16 protein-coding genes are annotated in these 16,657 nt (G+C 44.1%); 4 read left to right on the top strand and 12 right to left on the bottom strand.

All coding sequences use genetic code 11. The features are described from left to right. Window positions 1-32 precede the first annotated feature (32 nt). From rnd to Q5H80_RS10000, 8 genes are all read right to left on the bottom strand, one after another. A complete protein-coding gene (gene rnd / locus Q5H80_RS09965) occupies window positions 33-1,151 on the bottom strand; it encodes a ribonuclease D (protein WP_304564638.1) in 1,119 nt (372 codons plus the stop codon). 144 nt (window positions 1,152-1,295) lie between these two features. Beyond that, the gene (gene fadD, locus Q5H80_RS09970) at window positions 1,296-2,990 is read right to left on the bottom strand and encodes a long-chain-fatty-acid--CoA ligase FadD (protein ID WP_304564639.1); all 1,695 of its coding nucleotides are present in this window, start codon (window positions 2,988-2,990) and stop codon (window positions 1,296-1,298) included. A 106-nt stretch (window positions 2,991-3,096) separates the two neighbouring features. Further along, on the bottom strand, window positions 3,097-3,948 hold the full coding sequence (locus Q5H80_RS09975) for an alpha/beta fold hydrolase (RefSeq protein WP_304564640.1): 852 nt from the start codon (window positions 3,946-3,948) through the stop codon (window positions 3,097-3,099). A gap of 47 nt (window positions 3,949-3,995) precedes the next feature. Then, a complete protein-coding gene (locus Q5H80_RS09980; protein WP_009847301.1) occupies window positions 3,996-4,556 on the bottom strand; it encodes a Slp family lipoprotein in 561 nt (186 codons plus the stop codon). A 39-nt stretch (window positions 4,557-4,595) separates the two neighbouring features. After that, window positions 4,596-4,901 (bottom strand): chromosome partitioning protein ParA, encoded by a 306-nt coding sequence (locus Q5H80_RS09985; RefSeq protein ID WP_123924125.1) that lies wholly within the window; start codon window positions 4,899-4,901, stop codon window positions 4,596-4,598. 71 nt (window positions 4,902-4,972) lie between these two features. After that, window positions 4,973-5,674, bottom strand: a complete 702-nt coding sequence (gene tsaB / locus Q5H80_RS09990; protein WP_304564641.1) for a tRNA (adenosine(37)-N6)-threonylcarbamoyltransferase complex dimerization subunit type 1 TsaB — start codon at window positions 5,672-5,674, stop codon at window positions 4,973-4,975. 59 nt (window positions 5,675-5,733) lie between these two features. Further along, window positions 5,734-7,662 (bottom strand): ATP-dependent DNA helicase, encoded by a 1,929-nt coding sequence (locus Q5H80_RS09995; RefSeq protein ID WP_304564642.1) that lies wholly within the window; start codon window positions 7,660-7,662, stop codon window positions 5,734-5,736. Between the two features lie 150 nt (window positions 7,663-7,812). Next, the gene (locus Q5H80_RS10000) at window positions 7,813-8,013 is read right to left on the bottom strand and encodes a hypothetical protein (RefSeq protein ID WP_304564643.1); all 201 of its coding nucleotides are present in this window, start codon (window positions 8,011-8,013) and stop codon (window positions 7,813-7,815) included. 300 nt (window positions 8,014-8,313) lie between these two features. Here Q5H80_RS10000 and purU point away from each other — a divergent pair, with 300 nt between their 5' ends. Continuing rightward, the gene (purU, locus tag Q5H80_RS10005) at window positions 8,314-9,147 is read left to right on the top strand and encodes a formyltetrahydrofolate deformylase (RefSeq protein ID WP_304564644.1); all 834 of its coding nucleotides are present in this window, start codon (window positions 8,314-8,316) and stop codon (window positions 9,145-9,147) included. Between the two features lie 303 nt (window positions 9,148-9,450). Here the strand turns inward: purU and Q5H80_RS10010 are convergent, their stop codons facing one another. Further along, window positions 9,451-10,047, bottom strand: coding sequence for a VOC family protein (locus tag Q5H80_RS10010; protein WP_304564645.1), 597 nt, complete (start codon window positions 10,045-10,047; stop codon window positions 9,451-9,453). A gap of 349 nt (window positions 10,048-10,396) precedes the next feature. Here Q5H80_RS10010 and argS point away from each other — a divergent pair, with 349 nt between their 5' ends. From argS to Q5H80_RS10025, 3 genes are all read left to right on the top strand, one after another. Further along, entirely contained in the window at window positions 10,397-12,130 is a 1,734-nt protein-coding gene (gene argS, locus Q5H80_RS10015) for an arginine--tRNA ligase (protein ID WP_304564646.1), read from the top strand. A gap of 269 nt (window positions 12,131-12,399) precedes the next feature. Next, a complete protein-coding gene (locus Q5H80_RS10020) occupies window positions 12,400-12,828 on the top strand; it encodes an HIT domain-containing protein (RefSeq protein WP_304564647.1) in 429 nt (142 codons plus the stop codon). A gap of 140 nt (window positions 12,829-12,968) precedes the next feature. Then, window positions 12,969-13,499, top strand: a complete 531-nt coding sequence (locus Q5H80_RS10025) for a YqhA family protein (RefSeq protein WP_304564648.1) — start codon at window positions 12,969-12,971, stop codon at window positions 13,497-13,499. A gap of 64 nt (window positions 13,500-13,563) precedes the next feature. On the opposite strand, the gene Q5H80_RS10030 is transcribed toward Q5H80_RS10025, so the two are convergent. The 3 genes from Q5H80_RS10030 to Q5H80_RS10040 are packed head-to-tail and all read right to left on the bottom strand — an operon-like array spanning window position 13,564 to window position 16,286. Then, window positions 13,564-13,794: a FeoC-like transcriptional regulator gene (locus Q5H80_RS10030; RefSeq protein ID WP_304564649.1), complete on the bottom strand. Its 231-nt coding sequence runs from the start codon at window positions 13,792-13,794 to the stop codon at window positions 13,564-13,566. After that, window positions 13,791-16,064: a Fe(2+) transporter permease subunit FeoB gene (gene feoB / locus Q5H80_RS10035; protein ID WP_304564650.1), complete on the bottom strand. Its 2,274-nt coding sequence runs from the start codon at window positions 16,062-16,064 to the stop codon at window positions 13,791-13,793. Before feoB ends, Q5H80_RS10030 begins: the two co-directional genes overlap by 4 nt. Then, on the bottom strand, window positions 16,065-16,286 hold the full coding sequence (locus tag Q5H80_RS10040) for a FeoA family protein (RefSeq protein WP_004734203.1): 222 nt from the start codon (window positions 16,284-16,286) through the stop codon (window positions 16,065-16,067). Between the last annotated feature and the right edge of the window lie 371 nt (window positions 16,287-16,657).

The following is a 16,657-nucleotide window of genomic DNA, read 5'->3' on the forward strand; positions in this document are numbered from 1 at the left end:
TTGAATCATCGAAATTTCATTGCAGTCGTTGGTTATTTGATCGCTTTATTGAGCTTCTCGCCAACCACATCTAAACGCCAACCTTGCATAACATCTGGCAGCTTTTCAGGATTACGATCGTACTTCCAAATCCAGCTTAACACTTGGTTAAGTTGCTTCTTCGACGCCAAAAACTCAGTAGCTAAACCACTGTGTTGCGATGCTGTTTTCACTTCATCTTTCAAGACTTTGAATAGTTGTTTGTAACCTGGGTAGTCCATTAGACGTTCTACTGGCGCTGGATATTCTTCTTCTGGCGTATGCTCAGCTAACTTAACGATTGAACTGATTTTAGCACCATGGCGACGTACAGAGCGGTAATCAAAACCTTCTTGCTCCATATGTTTAGGATCTTTCATCGCGAAACGCGCTACTGCCCATAAGTCTTGCTCTTTAAAGACAAAGTTCAGCGCTAAGTCACGCTTAATCGCTTCTTTTAAACGCCAAGTTGCTAGCGGTCTTAAAATAGCTAGCTGCTGAGGCTTTAGCTGCCACGCGCCTTTAATATCAAGGTAAGCGTTATCTGGGTTTGCTTTACGGATGCGCTTAGCCACTTGTAAATCAGACTCTTGCTGTGCCGCTTCCCACCAGCCCGCTTCCATCACTTTTTCTAGCAGCTTATTGTACATTGGCAGTAGGTAATGAACGTCTGCCGCTGCATAGTCGAGTTGCTTTTGAGAAAGCGGACGCGCTAGCCAGTCGGTGCGAGATTCACTCTTATCTAGGTCAACGCCTACAAACTCTGAAACCAGCGCAGCAAAGCCAGTTGAAAGACCATGCCCTAAGAAGGCTGCCATGATCTGTGTATCAACCATTGGCGTTGGCGTACAACCAAATGCGTTCTGGAACACTTCTAGATCCTCGCCACACGCGTGTAACACTTTCAGTACTGAAGTGTCTTTCAACAGCCCAACAAACGGGGTCATTTCATCAAGAGCAATAGGATCAATCAGTGACAGCGTTTCACCATCAAATAACTGAATTAAGCCTAATTGAGGGTAATAGGTTCTTGTACGAACGAACTCTGTATCAAGCATAACAACATCGGCTTCACGTGCTTGTCGGCAAACTCGCTCAAGGTCTTTCACTTGGGTAATGATTTGATAATCCACAAAAACTCTCACTGATTTTACTTTGATCGCCGGATACAAAAATGCCGACATTAACTGTCGGCATTCTAACACCATTTTTCAGCGCTCGCTTAGATTAAGCGCTGCTATGGCTTATGGTGCAGCATCTTCTCGTAAATGAGCTCGTTACTCGCTTGCGCGTTTGGCAAGCTCTGCGTCGTTTTCTTCACGAAGCACTCGGCGCAAGATCTTACCTACATTGGTTTTTGGTAGTTCTTCACGGAACTCAATCAATTTAGGGATCTTGTAGCCCGTTAGGTGTTCACGACAGTGCGCGATAATGTCTTCTTTGGTTAGGCTCGGGTCACGTTTCACTACGTAAATCTTAACCAGTTCACCTGACACTTCATGAGGTTGGCCGATAGCCGCAACTTCTAACACTTTGCCGTGTAGAGCCACTACATCTTCAATCTCGTTCGGGTAAACGTTGAAGCCCGACACTAGAATCATGTCTTTCTTACGGTCAACGATGTACAACAAGCCTTCGTCATCAAACTTAACGATATCACCTGTCGATAACCAGCCGTCTTGATCGATCACTTCTTTGGTTGCTTCTGGACGCTGCCAGTAACCTTGCATCACTTGAGGACCACGAACCTGCAATTCACCCACTTGGTCATTGCCCACTACTTTCCCTTCATCATCAACAATACGAACTTCCGTCGATGGTACAGGTAGACCGATTGCGCCAGTGTAGTCTTTTAGATCGTATGGGTTACCCGTTACCAAAGGAGCACATTCGGTTAAACCATAGCCTTCCAGTAGATGAACACCTGTCGCTTTTTTCCATTGCTCAGCAACAGCGCGTTGAACGGCCATACCACCGCCAACAGATAAACGCATGTTACTGAAATCCAATTCGTGGAAATCTTCGTTGTTGACCAATGCATTGAACAAAGTGTTTACACCCGTAATAGCGGTAAACGGAACCTTTTGCAGTTCTTTAATAAAGCCAGGAATATCACGAGGGTTCGTGATCAGAAGGTTACGCCCCCCCATCTCAACAAACAGTAAACAGTTCACTGTCAGTGCAAATACATGGTAAAGCGGTAATGCCGTTACCACCAACTCACGACCTTCCTGCAGAACTGGGCCGTATGCCCCTTTCGCTTGAAGTACGTTCGCAATCATATTGCGGTGCGTTAAAATTGCGCCCTTCGCTACGCCCGTTGTACCACCAGTGTACTGAAGAAATGCGATATCATCGCCAGCCATAAATGGCTTCACGTACTGTAGACGACGGCCTTTATGCAGTGCTTTTCTAAATGAAATAGCGCCTGGCAGATCATACTTAGGCACCATACCTTTGACGTATTTCACTACGAAGTCGACAATCGTACCTTTCGCTCGTGGCAACATTTGCCCAAGGCTAGTGAGTACAACGTGTTTAACCGGTGTTTTATCAACGACTTTTTCTAGCGTGCTTGCAAAGTTAGAAACGATAACAATCGCTTTGGCGCCAGAGTCATTCAGTTGATGTTCAAGTTCACGAGGCGTGTACAGCGGATTGACGTTCACTGCAATCATACCAGCACGCAGCACACCAAAGAGTGCTATTGGGTATTGCAGCAAGTTTGGCATCATAAGCGCAACACGATCACCTTTCTTCAGTTTTAGATCATTTTGCAAGTAAGCGGCAAAAGCGCGGCTGCGCTCTTCAAGCTTACGGAACGTCATAATCGATCCCATGTTTTCAAATGCAGGTTGATCGGCGTACTTCTGTACCGACTGTTCAAACATTTCAACAAGAGATGGGTACTGATCTGGGTTGATCGTTTCTGGTACGTCACTTGGATAACGTGAAAGCCAAGGTTTATCCACGATGTTACTCCTCGTTTATCAGCTGACGACTACTTCGCCGCTTTTTATCATTGCGGTATTACAGCACAGCTTTAGTGCATGAGCACTAAAAGGCTCAAACACTTGTTTAAATTTTGTTAACTACACCAAGAATTAGCTCTGAAACTAGCTCTGGGCTCTCTAAATGACAATGATGTCCGCCAGGAATCGTCTCTATATTCAGAGGACTATGCGCTGATTTGTAGCGATTATGCTGCAAATGTCGAAATCCACCATTCCCTAATATTATTAATTGAGGGCATTCAATCGCCGCCATAATCGCTTCAGCATGCGCCTGTGACATTCGATATAGCGAGTCACATTTTAGATTAGGGTCGCATCGCCATTGCCAAGAGTTCTCGAACTCGGCAATACCTCGCTCAACAATAGGAGCAATAAGTTCTGCATTGATTTGGTTAGCGTAAGCTCTCAGCTTAATAGCATCCTCAAGACTTGCTAGAGGACGTGAAGGCTTTCTTCGCTGTCGAAGACGACTGAGTACCCCATCCCTCAAACGAGAAACTGTTGCGTGGGGAGCTTCAGAAAGAGGTCCGTGACCTTCAATTTGAATTAATCCTGACACCTTTTCAGGAAAGGCGGCACTATAGCAACTTGCTATCAATGCACCAAGAGAATGTCCTACCAGTACCAGTCTGTTTGGCGATAATTTGGTCACTAGCTGATGCAAATCATCAATATAGTCGTGAAATGGGTAGTAACTCCCCGCTTTATGCGACGAGAAACCGTGCCCGAAGAGATCGATAGCAATAAGGTGAGCATTAGGAGCTAGCTTGGCGACTTGCTGCATAACCTGAGTAAAGCTTGCGGAATTATCTAGCCAGCCATGAATAAAAACGACCGTCGTTGCGGTCGTTTTTGGGTTACCAGTTTGCTGTGTTGCAAGCATCCCGCTCGCAAGAGAATATGACTTTTCAATCATTGATAGTATGGTGTCCCTGTCATTGGGTATGTCGAGTTAAGGTTCGACTATTGCACATCTTGAATCACACGCCCTGACTTAGGCATGGTTTGAAAGCTGCGACAATGCAAACTACGGCAAGAGTAGTAAGTTGGCGCAAAGTCATTAATGACCACTCTTTCAGTGATCTGCCATAAACGTTGATTGTAGACATTCATGACTGGGAAAGTGTAAGGGTATTCACCAACCATACCGTCTTCAGTGCTATTTGATGTGCCAACTAAAGTAACTAAACGACCCTCTGCAAAGCTCAATGGTTCAACATAGCCATCAATGTAACCAACAAAACGTCCTTTTGGTTCTGCATCAATATCAGGCTTGCCACTACTTGAGATAGGTAAGTTCACCACTTCCACACGTGTTTTATCTTTCAGATTAGTGACTTTAGCAATCACGCCACCCAAACGAACATCACCGGCATCCGGTAGTGTGTTTACCCACTCTTGGTAGTCAGTTACCACCTGTTCTGAGTTTGCATTAAGTTCTTTAGGTAAAGAGGAGCATCCCATCACCATCGTAGAGAAAGCGACAAGGAAAAATAAGCGAGATTTAGATATGAGAGAATACATAATGCAGCTCCTTAGAGCAGGATAAATGAAAACACAAAACTAGATATAAATATCGACCCCAATTAGCTTTGCAAGTTCCTCTTTTTTAGCTTGATTCATCACATCCATATACTCTTCCATCGCACGTCGTCCGCGCCCTTCTGGAAGATCATATTGAACCTGAGCTTTGTGAATCTCAGATTCTTTGACCTGGCGAATAGAATGCGAGACAGCATTCGCAACCTTAGTTGGCTGACCAACAGAGGTCTTTGCATCGCCTTTTTTTACCTCATTCTTTTTGTTGGTTCGATTGGTTTTAGGTGTATTGCCTATCGAAGAAGGAGGTAAGCCGTTGATTGAAACCATGCTTAAAGAGTTTATTACCTAATTTTAATAACGGCTCTACAAAATAAACTGCAGAGCCAAGTAATACGTATTTACTCGCGACCAGGCAGTTTTTTCCAAGTCACTTTATCACGTAGGTAAACCGGCTCAGACTCTTCTGCTGCAACCGCTTTGCCTTCAGCGTAAACAAATTGAGCCAGAAACGCCATATCTTGAGCTTCTGGGAATAGTACTTCACACGCTTTGGTTTTGATCGCTAGTGTGTCCATGTGCTCAGCATATGCTTCCCAACCTGTGCCTACTTTCGCCCATGTCTCAGAATCTGCTTCTAACTGCGCAGCCAACTCGCTTGGTGGCGTCACACACTCCGCATCGACCGCCGTCCAACGACCATCGTCTTCACGGCTGTAACGAGCCCAGTAAACTTCACTCATGCGCGCATCAATCGCTGTCGCAACATGAGTTTCGCCAAATTTACGGTAGCTGCCTTGCGCCATCGCTGCCAGTGTAGACACACCGATCATCGGCAAATCAGCACCAAAAGCTAAGCCTTGAGCAATACCAATGCCAATACGTACACCCGTGAAACTGCCCGGGCCTTGGCCAAACGCGATCGCGTCGATATCGGTTAAAGCAACATTCGCTTCTTTCAGTACTTCATCAACCATAGGTAGAATTTTTTTCGTATGGTCTCGAGGTGCCTCTTCGCTACGTGCGAACACCTGGTCACCAATTACTAGTGCAACTGAACAGTTTTCAGTTGCGGTATCTACTGCAAGAATTTTCGCGCTCATTTGTGTCTCAAATATTCGTTATCTAATCTAAAAATAATGGCTAAGCTCAACAATGCTAATTACTCAGCAGCGGTTGAATGGTCTTTAGCTAAGAATTCTTTAATGACCCCTAAGTCACGAGTACGTGGGATAGGCGGTAAACTCGCCAAAAATATGCCACCGTAATCGCGAGTCACCAATCGGTTGTCGCAGATAATCAAAGCGCCATTATCGCGCTTATCACGTATCAATCGGCCGACACCTTGTTTCAAGGTAATCACTGCGTCTGGCAATTGTACTTGTGCAAAAGGATCACCCCCTTTCAACTTACAGTCTTCAATTCGAGCCTTAAGCAAAGGGTCATCAGGGGCTGTAAAGGGCAATTTGTCGATGATAACACAGCTTAATGCATCGCCCCTAACATCTATACCTTCCCAGAAAGCACCAGTGGCTACCAGCAATGCATTACCTAATTCCATGAATTCGGCTAAGGTTTTTTGCTTACTTGTCTCACCTTGCAGCAGAACGGGAACCGAGAGCGTTTCGCGGAACCGTTCACCCAATTCTTTCATCATGCTGTGTGAGGTACATAAGAAGAAACAGCGACCTTGGTTTTGCTCAATCACAGGGGTCAGCATTCTTACTAGCTTATCCGCTAAGCCCGGGCTATTCGGTTCTGGTAGATAACGAGGCACACACAAACGCGCCTGATTTGGGTAATCAAACGGGCTCGGTAGTGAAAACTGTGCCGATGGCGTTAGTCCTAATCGAGAAGTAAAATGGTCGAAATCATCCGAAACCGCTAAGGTTGCGGAGGTAAACACCCAAGCACCCGGTTTCAGCTCTATCTGCTCATGGAACTTGTCGGCGACTGAGAGTGGCGTGATGTGCAAAGCAAAGTGTCGTGGCGTAGTGTCATACCAATACGAATAGCCAGTAATCGATACATCACATACACGTTCAATGCGCGACTTGATCATAGTAGCGCGTTCAAAAGCCGTGTCTAACAGCTGGCTTCGACCCAATGCTAATTTCAATACATCAACGGCCAGTTGCAACGCATCTTGTAAGCGAACTAGCTCTCTCGCAATCGACTCTGACTTCAATGCTTCACGCCAGTTACCGCGAAAGCCCGTATCGCCAAGCACAATGCGTAGATCGGCTGACGATTGAACGAGCCTATCCCCTACTTTCTGCAGTTGGCGCATGTCTTTGGCTTCAGTTCGGTAAGCAATTTCAATGTCTTTGGCTAGCTCTTGGATCTGTCGGCTGGAAACCGATTGTCCGAAGTATTGGCTAGCGATATCGGGAAGTTGGTGCGCTTCATCGAAGATAAACACATCAGCTTCAGGTATCAGCTCACCAAACCCGGTTTCTTTGATCGCTAAATCCGCGAGGAACAAGTGATGGTTCACTACAACAACATCAGAATCCATCGCTTTTTTACGCGCCTTCAGCACAAAGCAATCGGTGTAGCTTGGGCACTCTTTGCCTAAGCAGTTGTCGTTAGTCGAGGTAATGGTTGGAATGACCGGGCTATCTTCAGCAATATCATCACAGTCACCTAAATCGCCAGTTTGAGTCGCTGACGACCAGCTGCGCACTTTCACCAACTGAGCTAACAGCGTTGGATCGGTGTGAGTGCCATGGCTCTCGATCATTTGACGACTGAGCCTGTCCAAGCACAAATAGTTTGAACGGCCTTTGAGTAACGCAACCTGACCATAAAAACCAAGCGCATCGACCATCAATGGTAAATCTCGGTGAAACAGCTGTTCTTGAAGGTTTTTAGACCCCGTACTGATAATCGTTTTCTTACCACTCAGCAGTGCTGGCACTAGATAAGCAAACGTCTTACCTGTTCCTGTTCCCGCTTCAACGACCAATTGGCTCTGTTGTTCAATAGCCTGTGCAACCGCTTCAGCCATGTCTAGCTGAGCTTGTCGAGGTTGGAACCCAGGGAGCGCTTTACCCAAAGCACCATCAGCAGAAAACGTTTTAGATATCATAGAGTACGAAATTTAGAAAAATAGAAGGCGAATTATGGCAGGTTTAGTGAGCCGGCGCGAATCAAGAATGACTTCGCACCGGAGGTATTTGGTTCGGGTTAAGCTATCTAGAAGGTAAGAATTGAAGAAATAAAAATCAAAGAGTCGTTATTATTTTCGGCTGAGATAACGCGACAACCAAGGGGCGCCTTCAAAATGATTATCGCAAGGCTGCATGGCTTTCACTGCATCGGTTGGTGAAGTTTTACGTTCCCACATTTCATCTAGAACATTACCATCTAACTCTGTACTTCCCGCTAATGAGTTCACTCGTTTGCAGTACAGTTTTTTTGCTAGTAACTCTTTATCCATAAGTATCACCTCTATTTTTGGCCAAAGCGTCAATGCCTCGGTTGAAGTTCAAATGCGTACTACGGTCAAAACTTGAAAAATGAAGCTTCTGCCTTTTTTTCTATCGAAAAACTGATATTTCTATATAAAACAATTTATCGATGCGATAAATGAGCAGCAGAATTTGTTGAAACCAACTTGATAATAGATTAATTATAACGGTGATACTGCGGCTCAGTTCACCGTTCGACGGCCTGCATTAAATTTGATGAATCCCGATTTCTTATAATAAGTGCAACATTTCATGGAAGTAAGACGCAAATGGAAAGAAAAACTTTATTAACACATTGTACTGACGCCCCAGGCCTCATCTCAAAGATCACCAACATTTGTTATAAGCACCAACTCAATATTATTCACAATAATGAGTTCGTTGATAACACAAGTGGCCACTTCTTTATGCGCACCGAGCTAGAGGGCTACTTCAATGACGAAACCTTACTCGCCGATTTAGACCAAGCCCTGCCAGAAAACACAAAACGTAAGCTTGTTGATTCATCTCGTAAGCGTGTTGTGATACTGGTAACTAAAGAAGCACACTGCCTTGGCGATATTCTGATGAAGAACTTCGATGGCAGTTTAGATGTCGATATTGCGGCAGTAGTTGGTAACTACGATACACTGCAAAGCCTAACCGAGCGTTTTGATATCCCTTACCACCATGTTTCTCACGAAGGGTTGAACCGTGAAGAGCATGAGAAGAAGATGTTGGAAGTGATTGACCTGTATGAGGCAGACTACCTGGTGCTTGCTAAATACATGCGAGTGCTGACGCCGGGGTTTGTTGAGAAGTACAACCACAAAATCATCAACATTCACCACAGTTTCTTGCCAGCATTCATTGGTGCTAAGCCATACCAGCAAGCTTACGAGCGCGGTGTGAAGATCATTGGTGCAACGGCGCACTTTGTGACAAACGATCTCGATGAAGGCCCTATCATCAAGCAAGATGTTATCCCAGTGGATCACAACTTCAGCGCAAAAGACATGGCGCAAGCGGGTCGTGACGTAGAGAAGAACGTGTTGAGTAAGGCTCTGAACAAAGTGATCAATGATCACGTGTTTGTTTACGGCAACAAAACTGTAATTCTGTAATTCTGTAATTCGATTTACAGTAAGACTTCCAGTTAGACCCCAATAAAAAACGCGTAATAGGATTTCTCCATTACGCGTTTTTGTATCTGGTTATCAGACTAGCTTTTAGAGATTCCCGACTACACTCCTTCGTCGCTATCGGGAATGACGAATTCGGCAAGAACCTTCTCTCTGACATACGCCCTCGAACGCTCAGACAGTCAGCATCCAAAAATAGACTCTGGCAAACACCATCAAACACCCCGTCATTCCGACGAGCCTAAGCGAGATCAGGAATCTCTTCCCAGCAACTCTCTAATCAAATTAGGCCTGTTCTAACTCAACAATCTTCTTCAAAGAGTGTGGATGCAGCTTAATGCAAATCCCTTGATGCTTGAATGCAACCGTTGGGTTATTCAAACGTTCACCCTCACCTTTCGGGCTAGAGAGTTTTATCTTAATGCCTTGATCTGCCAAATTTTCAAATTTAGCTGCGAACTGTGGATAAGTCTCTTTAAGATCCGCTAAGTACTCATCAGCCGTTTGAGCGTGAGACGGAATCACAAATTCTACATGCTCCCAATCTTGGCTCGGGTAAACCTTGCCTTCAGCTGGGTATGGAAGCTCTAAACATTCAATCTTCCAACCAAGGCTTTGCAATGGTTTATCGAAAGCCAACACCACAATGGGACGACCATTGATCATCGCTTCTGAAATCGTAGAGCCGTATTCAGACCATGCTTGATGTGCTGATTTCGCAAGCTCAGTTTCATTGATTCTTAATGCAATATGATCTGCTTGAGCAAAGCTTAAATCCAAACCCAGCACATTTCCGAGGTTCTCAATTTTCGTCATAAACGTATCAAGGCGTGCAATCATTTGTTGTGGTTCTAGTTCTGCTTGCTTCAGGCTCATCATCATTGTCTATGTTCTCCAAATAATGGCAGCATGGTATCAGTTTTACTTCCAGCAACAAGCGCTGCTTTTACAAAAAACACTCAAAAAGTACCGTGTCTTACTTTCCTAAATAGACAAACTTGGCTTGGTCAAAGTTGATTGTCGAAAACCCCTCAGGAAATGTTAATTTTCTATCAATTCGACCTATAAGAAAGCCCACAAAATTGGTATGATTAACGCCATTTTTGTGAACTTAAACAGAGTCTGTTGTTCATTTCAGCATTAAATCGTTAACTAGAAGCATAATTAGCCAAATTTAATGCCCACGAAATAACGGCTACTCTTATTCATCCTTGAATTGAAGGAAACGCGTGTGAATATCCAAGCACTGATTAATGACAAAGTATCTCAGGCTCTAGAAGCCGCTGGCGCACCTGCAGGCTCTCCTGCGGCTGTTCGCCAATCTGCAAAACCACAATTTGGTGACTACCAAGCAAACGGCATTATGGGTGTTGCTAAACGACTAGGCACTAACCCTCGAGAATTTGCTCAAAAAGTATTGGACGTTCTAAACCTAGACGGTATCGCTTCTAAAGTTGAAATCGCAGGTCCAGGTTTCCTAAACATCTTCCTAGATGAAGCGTTCCTGGCACAACAAGCAGACGCAGCACTTGCTGACTCTCGCCTTGGTGTTTCAGCCGCTGAAGCACAAACGATTGTTGCTGACTACTCAGCTCCAAACGTTGCAAAAGAAATGCACGTAGGCCACTTACGTTCAACGATCATCGGTGATGCTGTTGTTCGTACACTTGAGTTCTTAGGTCACAAAGTTATCCGTGCTAACCACATTGGTGACTGGGGTACTCAATTCGGTATGCTTATCGCAAACCTTGAGCGCATCCAAGCTGAAACTGGTGAAGTTTCAATGGAACTTTCAGATCTTGAGCAGTTCTACCGTGAATCTAAAAAGCTTTACGACGAAGACGAAGAATTCGCTGTGAAAGCACGTGGCTACGTAGTGAAACTGCAAGGTGGCGACGCATACTGTGCTGAAATGTGGAAAAAGCTGGTTGACGTAACCATGGTTCAAAACCAACGTAATTACGATCGCCTAAATGTATCACTGACACGTGATGATGTGATGGGTGAAAGTATGTATAACCACATGCTTTCAAACATCGTTTCTGACCTACAAGCACAAGGCCTAGCAAAAGAGTCTGACGGCGCACAAGTTGTATTCTTAGACGAATACAAAAACAAAGACGGCGAACCTATGGGCGTTATCGTGCAAAAACGTGACGGTGGCTTCCTGTACACCACCACCGATATTGCATGTGCTAAATACCGTTTTGAAGAACTGGGCGCAGATCGCGTACTTTACTTCATCGACTCTCGTCAGCACCAACACCTAATGCAAGCTTGGACTATCGTTCGTAAAGCGGGTTATGTTCCTGAGTCTGTATCTCTTGAGCACCACGCATTCGGCATGATGCTAGGTAAAGATGGCAAGCCATTTAAAACTCGCGCAGGCGGTACAGTGCGTCTTGCTGACCTTCTAGACGAAGCGGAAGTACGTGCAACTCAGCTGATTGAATCTAAAAATCCTGAGCTAGCAGAAGACGAGAAGAAAACCATCGCGAACACAGTAGCAATGGCGGCGGTTAAATACGCAGACCTTTCTAAGCACCGTACAACTGATTACGTGTTCGACTGGGAAAACATGCTGGCATTTGAAGGCAACACAGCACCGTACATGCAGTATGCATACACTCGTGTAGCTTCAATCTTTGCTAAAGCAGGCATTTCTATGGACTCGCTAGAAGGTGAAATCAAAATCACTGAAGAGAAAGAGAAAGCCCTTATCGCGAAACTTCTACAATTTGAAGAAGCGGTACAGTCTGTTGCTCGCGAAGGTCAACCACACATCATGTGTAGCTACCTGTTCGAACTTGCTGGTCAATTCTCTAGCTTCTACGAAGCGTGCCCTATACTTGTGGCTGAAGATGAAACCGTTAAACAGAGCCGCCTGAAGCTTGCTGCACTAACAGCGAAGACTATCAAGCAAGGTCTGTCTCTTCTAGGTATCGAAACTCTAGAGCGCATGTAATGCCCTTCGGGTTACAATGAATAAATACAAAGGTTGATGTGAGAGCATCAACCTTTTGTTTTATCTAACGTATACTGATACCAATCGTAGTAAATAACTAATCATCCTAGCTGGTTAAAACGCTCGATAACTGCGTTAGAATTTTTGATTGTAGAGTAACTACTTATCAAAAGAATCTGCCTTGTTCTCAAACCTTTTTCCTACGCTATTTCTGATCATTTACTTACTGTGATTGGTATGACTTCAAGAAATCGAAATGGATAATAATAATGAGCTTTGAACTTCACCCACAGTTAGCAAAAGACACCACGCTTATCGGCGAATTTCCACTAAGCTTGGCGCTGCTAAGCAAAGACAGTGCCGTGCCTTGGGTTATCTTGGTACCCAAACGCGCCAACCTAAAAGAGTTGCACCATCTGCCAATGAAAGAACAACAGCAGTTCTTACTTGAGTCTCAAGCGGTAAGCCAAGCATTAGAAGCTACGTTCCAACCAGACAAATTAAACCTAGGCGCGCTGGGTAACATGGTGCCACAGCTGCACATTCACCATATTGCTCGTTTCAAAGACGACATCGCATGGCCAGGGCCAGTATGGGGCAACACCAAAGGTGAACAGCGTAGCGAAGAAGAGCAAGCTACAATCCATACTCGTATTCAGAATGTTCTATCATTGAGCTCTATCTTCAAGAAGTCTTAAGTATTCTTTAATACCGGTAATGCCCAGCCGCTAGGCATTACCACTATTACCAATATGTAATAATAATTCACAAAAACACACCATTATCACAACAAGAATTCCTGCGTATACTCTCTCATACACAACATAGAGAGAACATCATGAAACAAACCTTCAACCTATTTCGTCACATCAGCTGGATCGCTATCGTATGCTCTATGCTTGCTTCGCTACTTTTGTTTTTCATGGGGGCAACTAAGACCTATTCTGCTTTTGCGATCTTCATGCTCAACCAGATACCACCAGAATCACTGGCACATTTGGATACAACAGACATCGCTATCTCATACTTAATTAAATCTCTAGATACGTTTCTGATTGCTTTTGTACTCTTCATATTTTCTCACGGCGTGTTCACTTTATTCATCTCAGACAAAAGTAACGCTGCAAAAATTGATGAGCAGATTAAAAAGAACAAAGTGCTTAACTGGATAAAAACGCCAAACATTGGCCATCTAAAAAATATTTTGGCCGAAGTTATCATCATCATTCTATTTGTGAAATTTTTGGAGCTCGTACTCGTCAACTTCGACAGTATAGGATGGGACATACTCGTCTTGCCTATCTCAATACTCTTACTGAGTATTGGCCTTAAAGTTCTCGGCCTAGGCGGAGCCAAAGAATCCTCCTAAGCAGAGACTGCACAATAAAAAACCGCAGCTAAAAAGCTGCGGTTTTTTATTTAAGCTATCTGAACTACATCATTACATTAAGCGACAAACCATCTTGTTTGCTGATGGTGTAACGAATACGTGTTGTATGGCCATGTTTATTCGTATCGACCAAGCGAGAAATTTTCCCTTTCTTAACCCACACATTCAGCATCGCATCGACACCGTCTTCACTCATTCCAAACTTAGACGCGAGTTCACTACGAGCTGAGACCCCCTCGTTATCAATATGTTGATGAAGTTCAGTTAAAATCATACTACTTGCACCTCTAGCGCTTTTTGCTTGCTGCCGATTTTCTTGAAGACGCGATACGTCACAACAAAACCACCAGCAATTGCCACCATCCACACAGCGCTGCTGACTGGGTGTTCCGCAAAGTTAGCCGCTTGGTAGTAGAAAGTCGCACCAAAGTAACCAAGAGCCATCGTCCACACCGCAATGAAGCGTGCAAACATCTGACCAAATTCACGAACATAAGCACCCATCGCAGCAACACAAGGGGTGTAAAGCAGGATTAGAATCAAGTAAGCGAATGCAGCATGCCCTGATACAAATTTGTCTTTCAAGTTACCAAAGATAGAGGTATCGACTTCTTGATCAGCAGCCACAGAGCTTGAGTCCGATAAGTCGCCAACTTCAATACCTAATGGATCGGAATAGCTCAAACCAGCTAGGTTTTCAGGGATAGTCATTACTGCTTCTTCTAAACTTGCCGCTAGATCAAACTCAGCAGCTTCTTCATCAGAAGGCGTGGTGTATAAGCTGTTTAGCGTACCAACAACAGCCTCTTTAGCAAAAATTCCCGTAATAATACCAACCGTTGCAGGCCAGTTTTCTTCAGTGATACCAATCGGTTGGAACACTGGAGTCACGACTTGAGCTGCTTTAGATAGCACAGAGCTTTCGCTGTCTTCATTACCAAAACTGCCGTCCATACCTAATGAGTTCAAGAAGCTAAGAATAGCCACAACCATCACGATTGTTTTACCCGCACCAAGCACGAAACGCTTCAGCTTTTGCCAAGTTTTAAGCATCACGTTTTGCACAGTCGGCAGTTCATAATCCGGCATTTCCATAACTAAGCTATCACTGCTACCAGGATAAATAGTCTTTTTAAGAAATAAACCAGTAAACACTGAAGCAACGATACCCATAATATACAGAGCAAATACTACATTTTGACCAGCCTCAGGGAAGAACGCAGCTGCGAACAATGCGTATACCGGTAAACGAGCACCACATGACATAAACGGCGCCATTGATGCTGCCAATTTACGTTCACGCTCTTGATCAAGAGTACGTGTAGCCATAATAGAAGGTACATTACAGCCAAAACCAAGTACCAAAGGGACAAAAGCTTTGCCCGGTAAGCCGATTTTCTGCATCACTTTATCAAGTACAAATGCGGCACGAGCCATGTAACCCGAACTTTCTAATACTGCCAAAAACAAATAAAGCGCGGCGATAACCGGAATAAAGGTTGCAACGGTCTGAATACCTCCACCGAGGCCATCAGCAAGTATAGTGACTAGCCAAACCGGCAAGTGACCATCTAGTAAGTAATGTCCACCATCAACTAATATTGCACCAACACCAATATCAAAGAAGTCGATAAATGCACCACCGACATTGATAGAAAACATGAACATTAGGTACATGATGACAAAGAAGAAAGGGATACCGACCCATTTGTTAAGAATGAATTGATCTGCTTTTTCAGTGAAATTACGACTGAGTTTACCTTCGCTGCGACGAACACGTTTACAAAGATCATGCAAGAAAGTGTACTTCGCATCAGCCACTGCAAGGTCAATATCAAAATCAGCACCAAGGCGCACACTATCAATTTGCGTGCGAATCTGCGGAGACAAACCGCTTAATACTAAGTAATCATTCTCCAAAGCACGAATAGATAAAGCTCGATGAGAAACATCAGCATCATCAAATTGTGCAGCAACTGACGGAATAAGAGCTTCTAACCCTGCATCATAATCAATAGACATAGGCTCAAGGTTAACCCCTTGAACAAGGAGTTTATGAAGACGCTCTTTAAAGCGAACCACTTGACCTTTGTCGTTTGCAGATAAACTTATAACTGGACAACCTAGCTCTTTCTCTAGCGCTTTAAGGTTAATTACCTGACGTTCACGCTGTAATACATCCATTTTGTTCAACACAACGATCATTGGGCGTCCCAACTCTCGTAATTGTAATGTCATATATAAGCTTCGTTCTAGACAGCTTGCGTCCACAACATTGATGATGACATCGGCTGGGTGAGTTAGAACGGCACGAGACGCGATAGATTCATCGATACTGTTCGCATCATTGCCACTGTCTAGTGCATATATGCCTGGTAAATCCGTCAGTTGAAACTGATCACCGGCGTGCGAATACAAACCCGTTTTCTTTTCTACTGTTACACCAACCCAGTTACCAACGTGCTGTTTGGCGCCTGTCAGTGCATTGAACAATGTTGTTTTACCACTATTAGGGTTACCAACGGTAAGAACTTGATAATCCATTTAGATAACCTCAATTTGTTCTGCGATACTTTCACGAATGGCGATTGAAACGCCTCTCACCTCAACTTGAAGCGGATCGCCCATAGGTGCACGACGAATTAACGTCACCTCGGTTTTTGGCAACATCCCCATGACCATCAGTTTTTTTCTAACGTCTGGAGTTAAACCTGTTAGTGCAACAATAGAAGCCGCTTTTCCTTGCTCTAATTGTGAGAGTTTCATAAGTACCTAGTTTGTGATTGATAATGAGAAATATTGTTATTAGCGACATGATACACATGCATACCCACAATAATATTGTGTGAAATCAATGTTTTCGAAAATACACTCTCGTAAGTTTCGTTAAAAACGTATACGTCAAAAACGTCACTTTCAATAATTAGTGAGAACCACCTCACTAGCACACGTCAACCAGAAAACAATAAACCAATAATAATCAACAACTTATAATGATGTCGGTTTTCTCACAGTGATCTGTCGTTAATTTTATAAGCAAAACAAGTCGCTACCCGTATAGTTAATCCATCGAAGAGAAACTCTTTCTCTTTAATTTTATTCCAGAGGTGATGTGGCTTGCCATATCACTCCGGCAG

The sequence above is a fragment of the Vibrio sp. SNU_ST1 genome (assembly GCF_030563405.1).
Classification (GTDB): domain Bacteria; phylum Pseudomonadota; class Gammaproteobacteria; order Enterobacterales; family Vibrionaceae; genus Vibrio.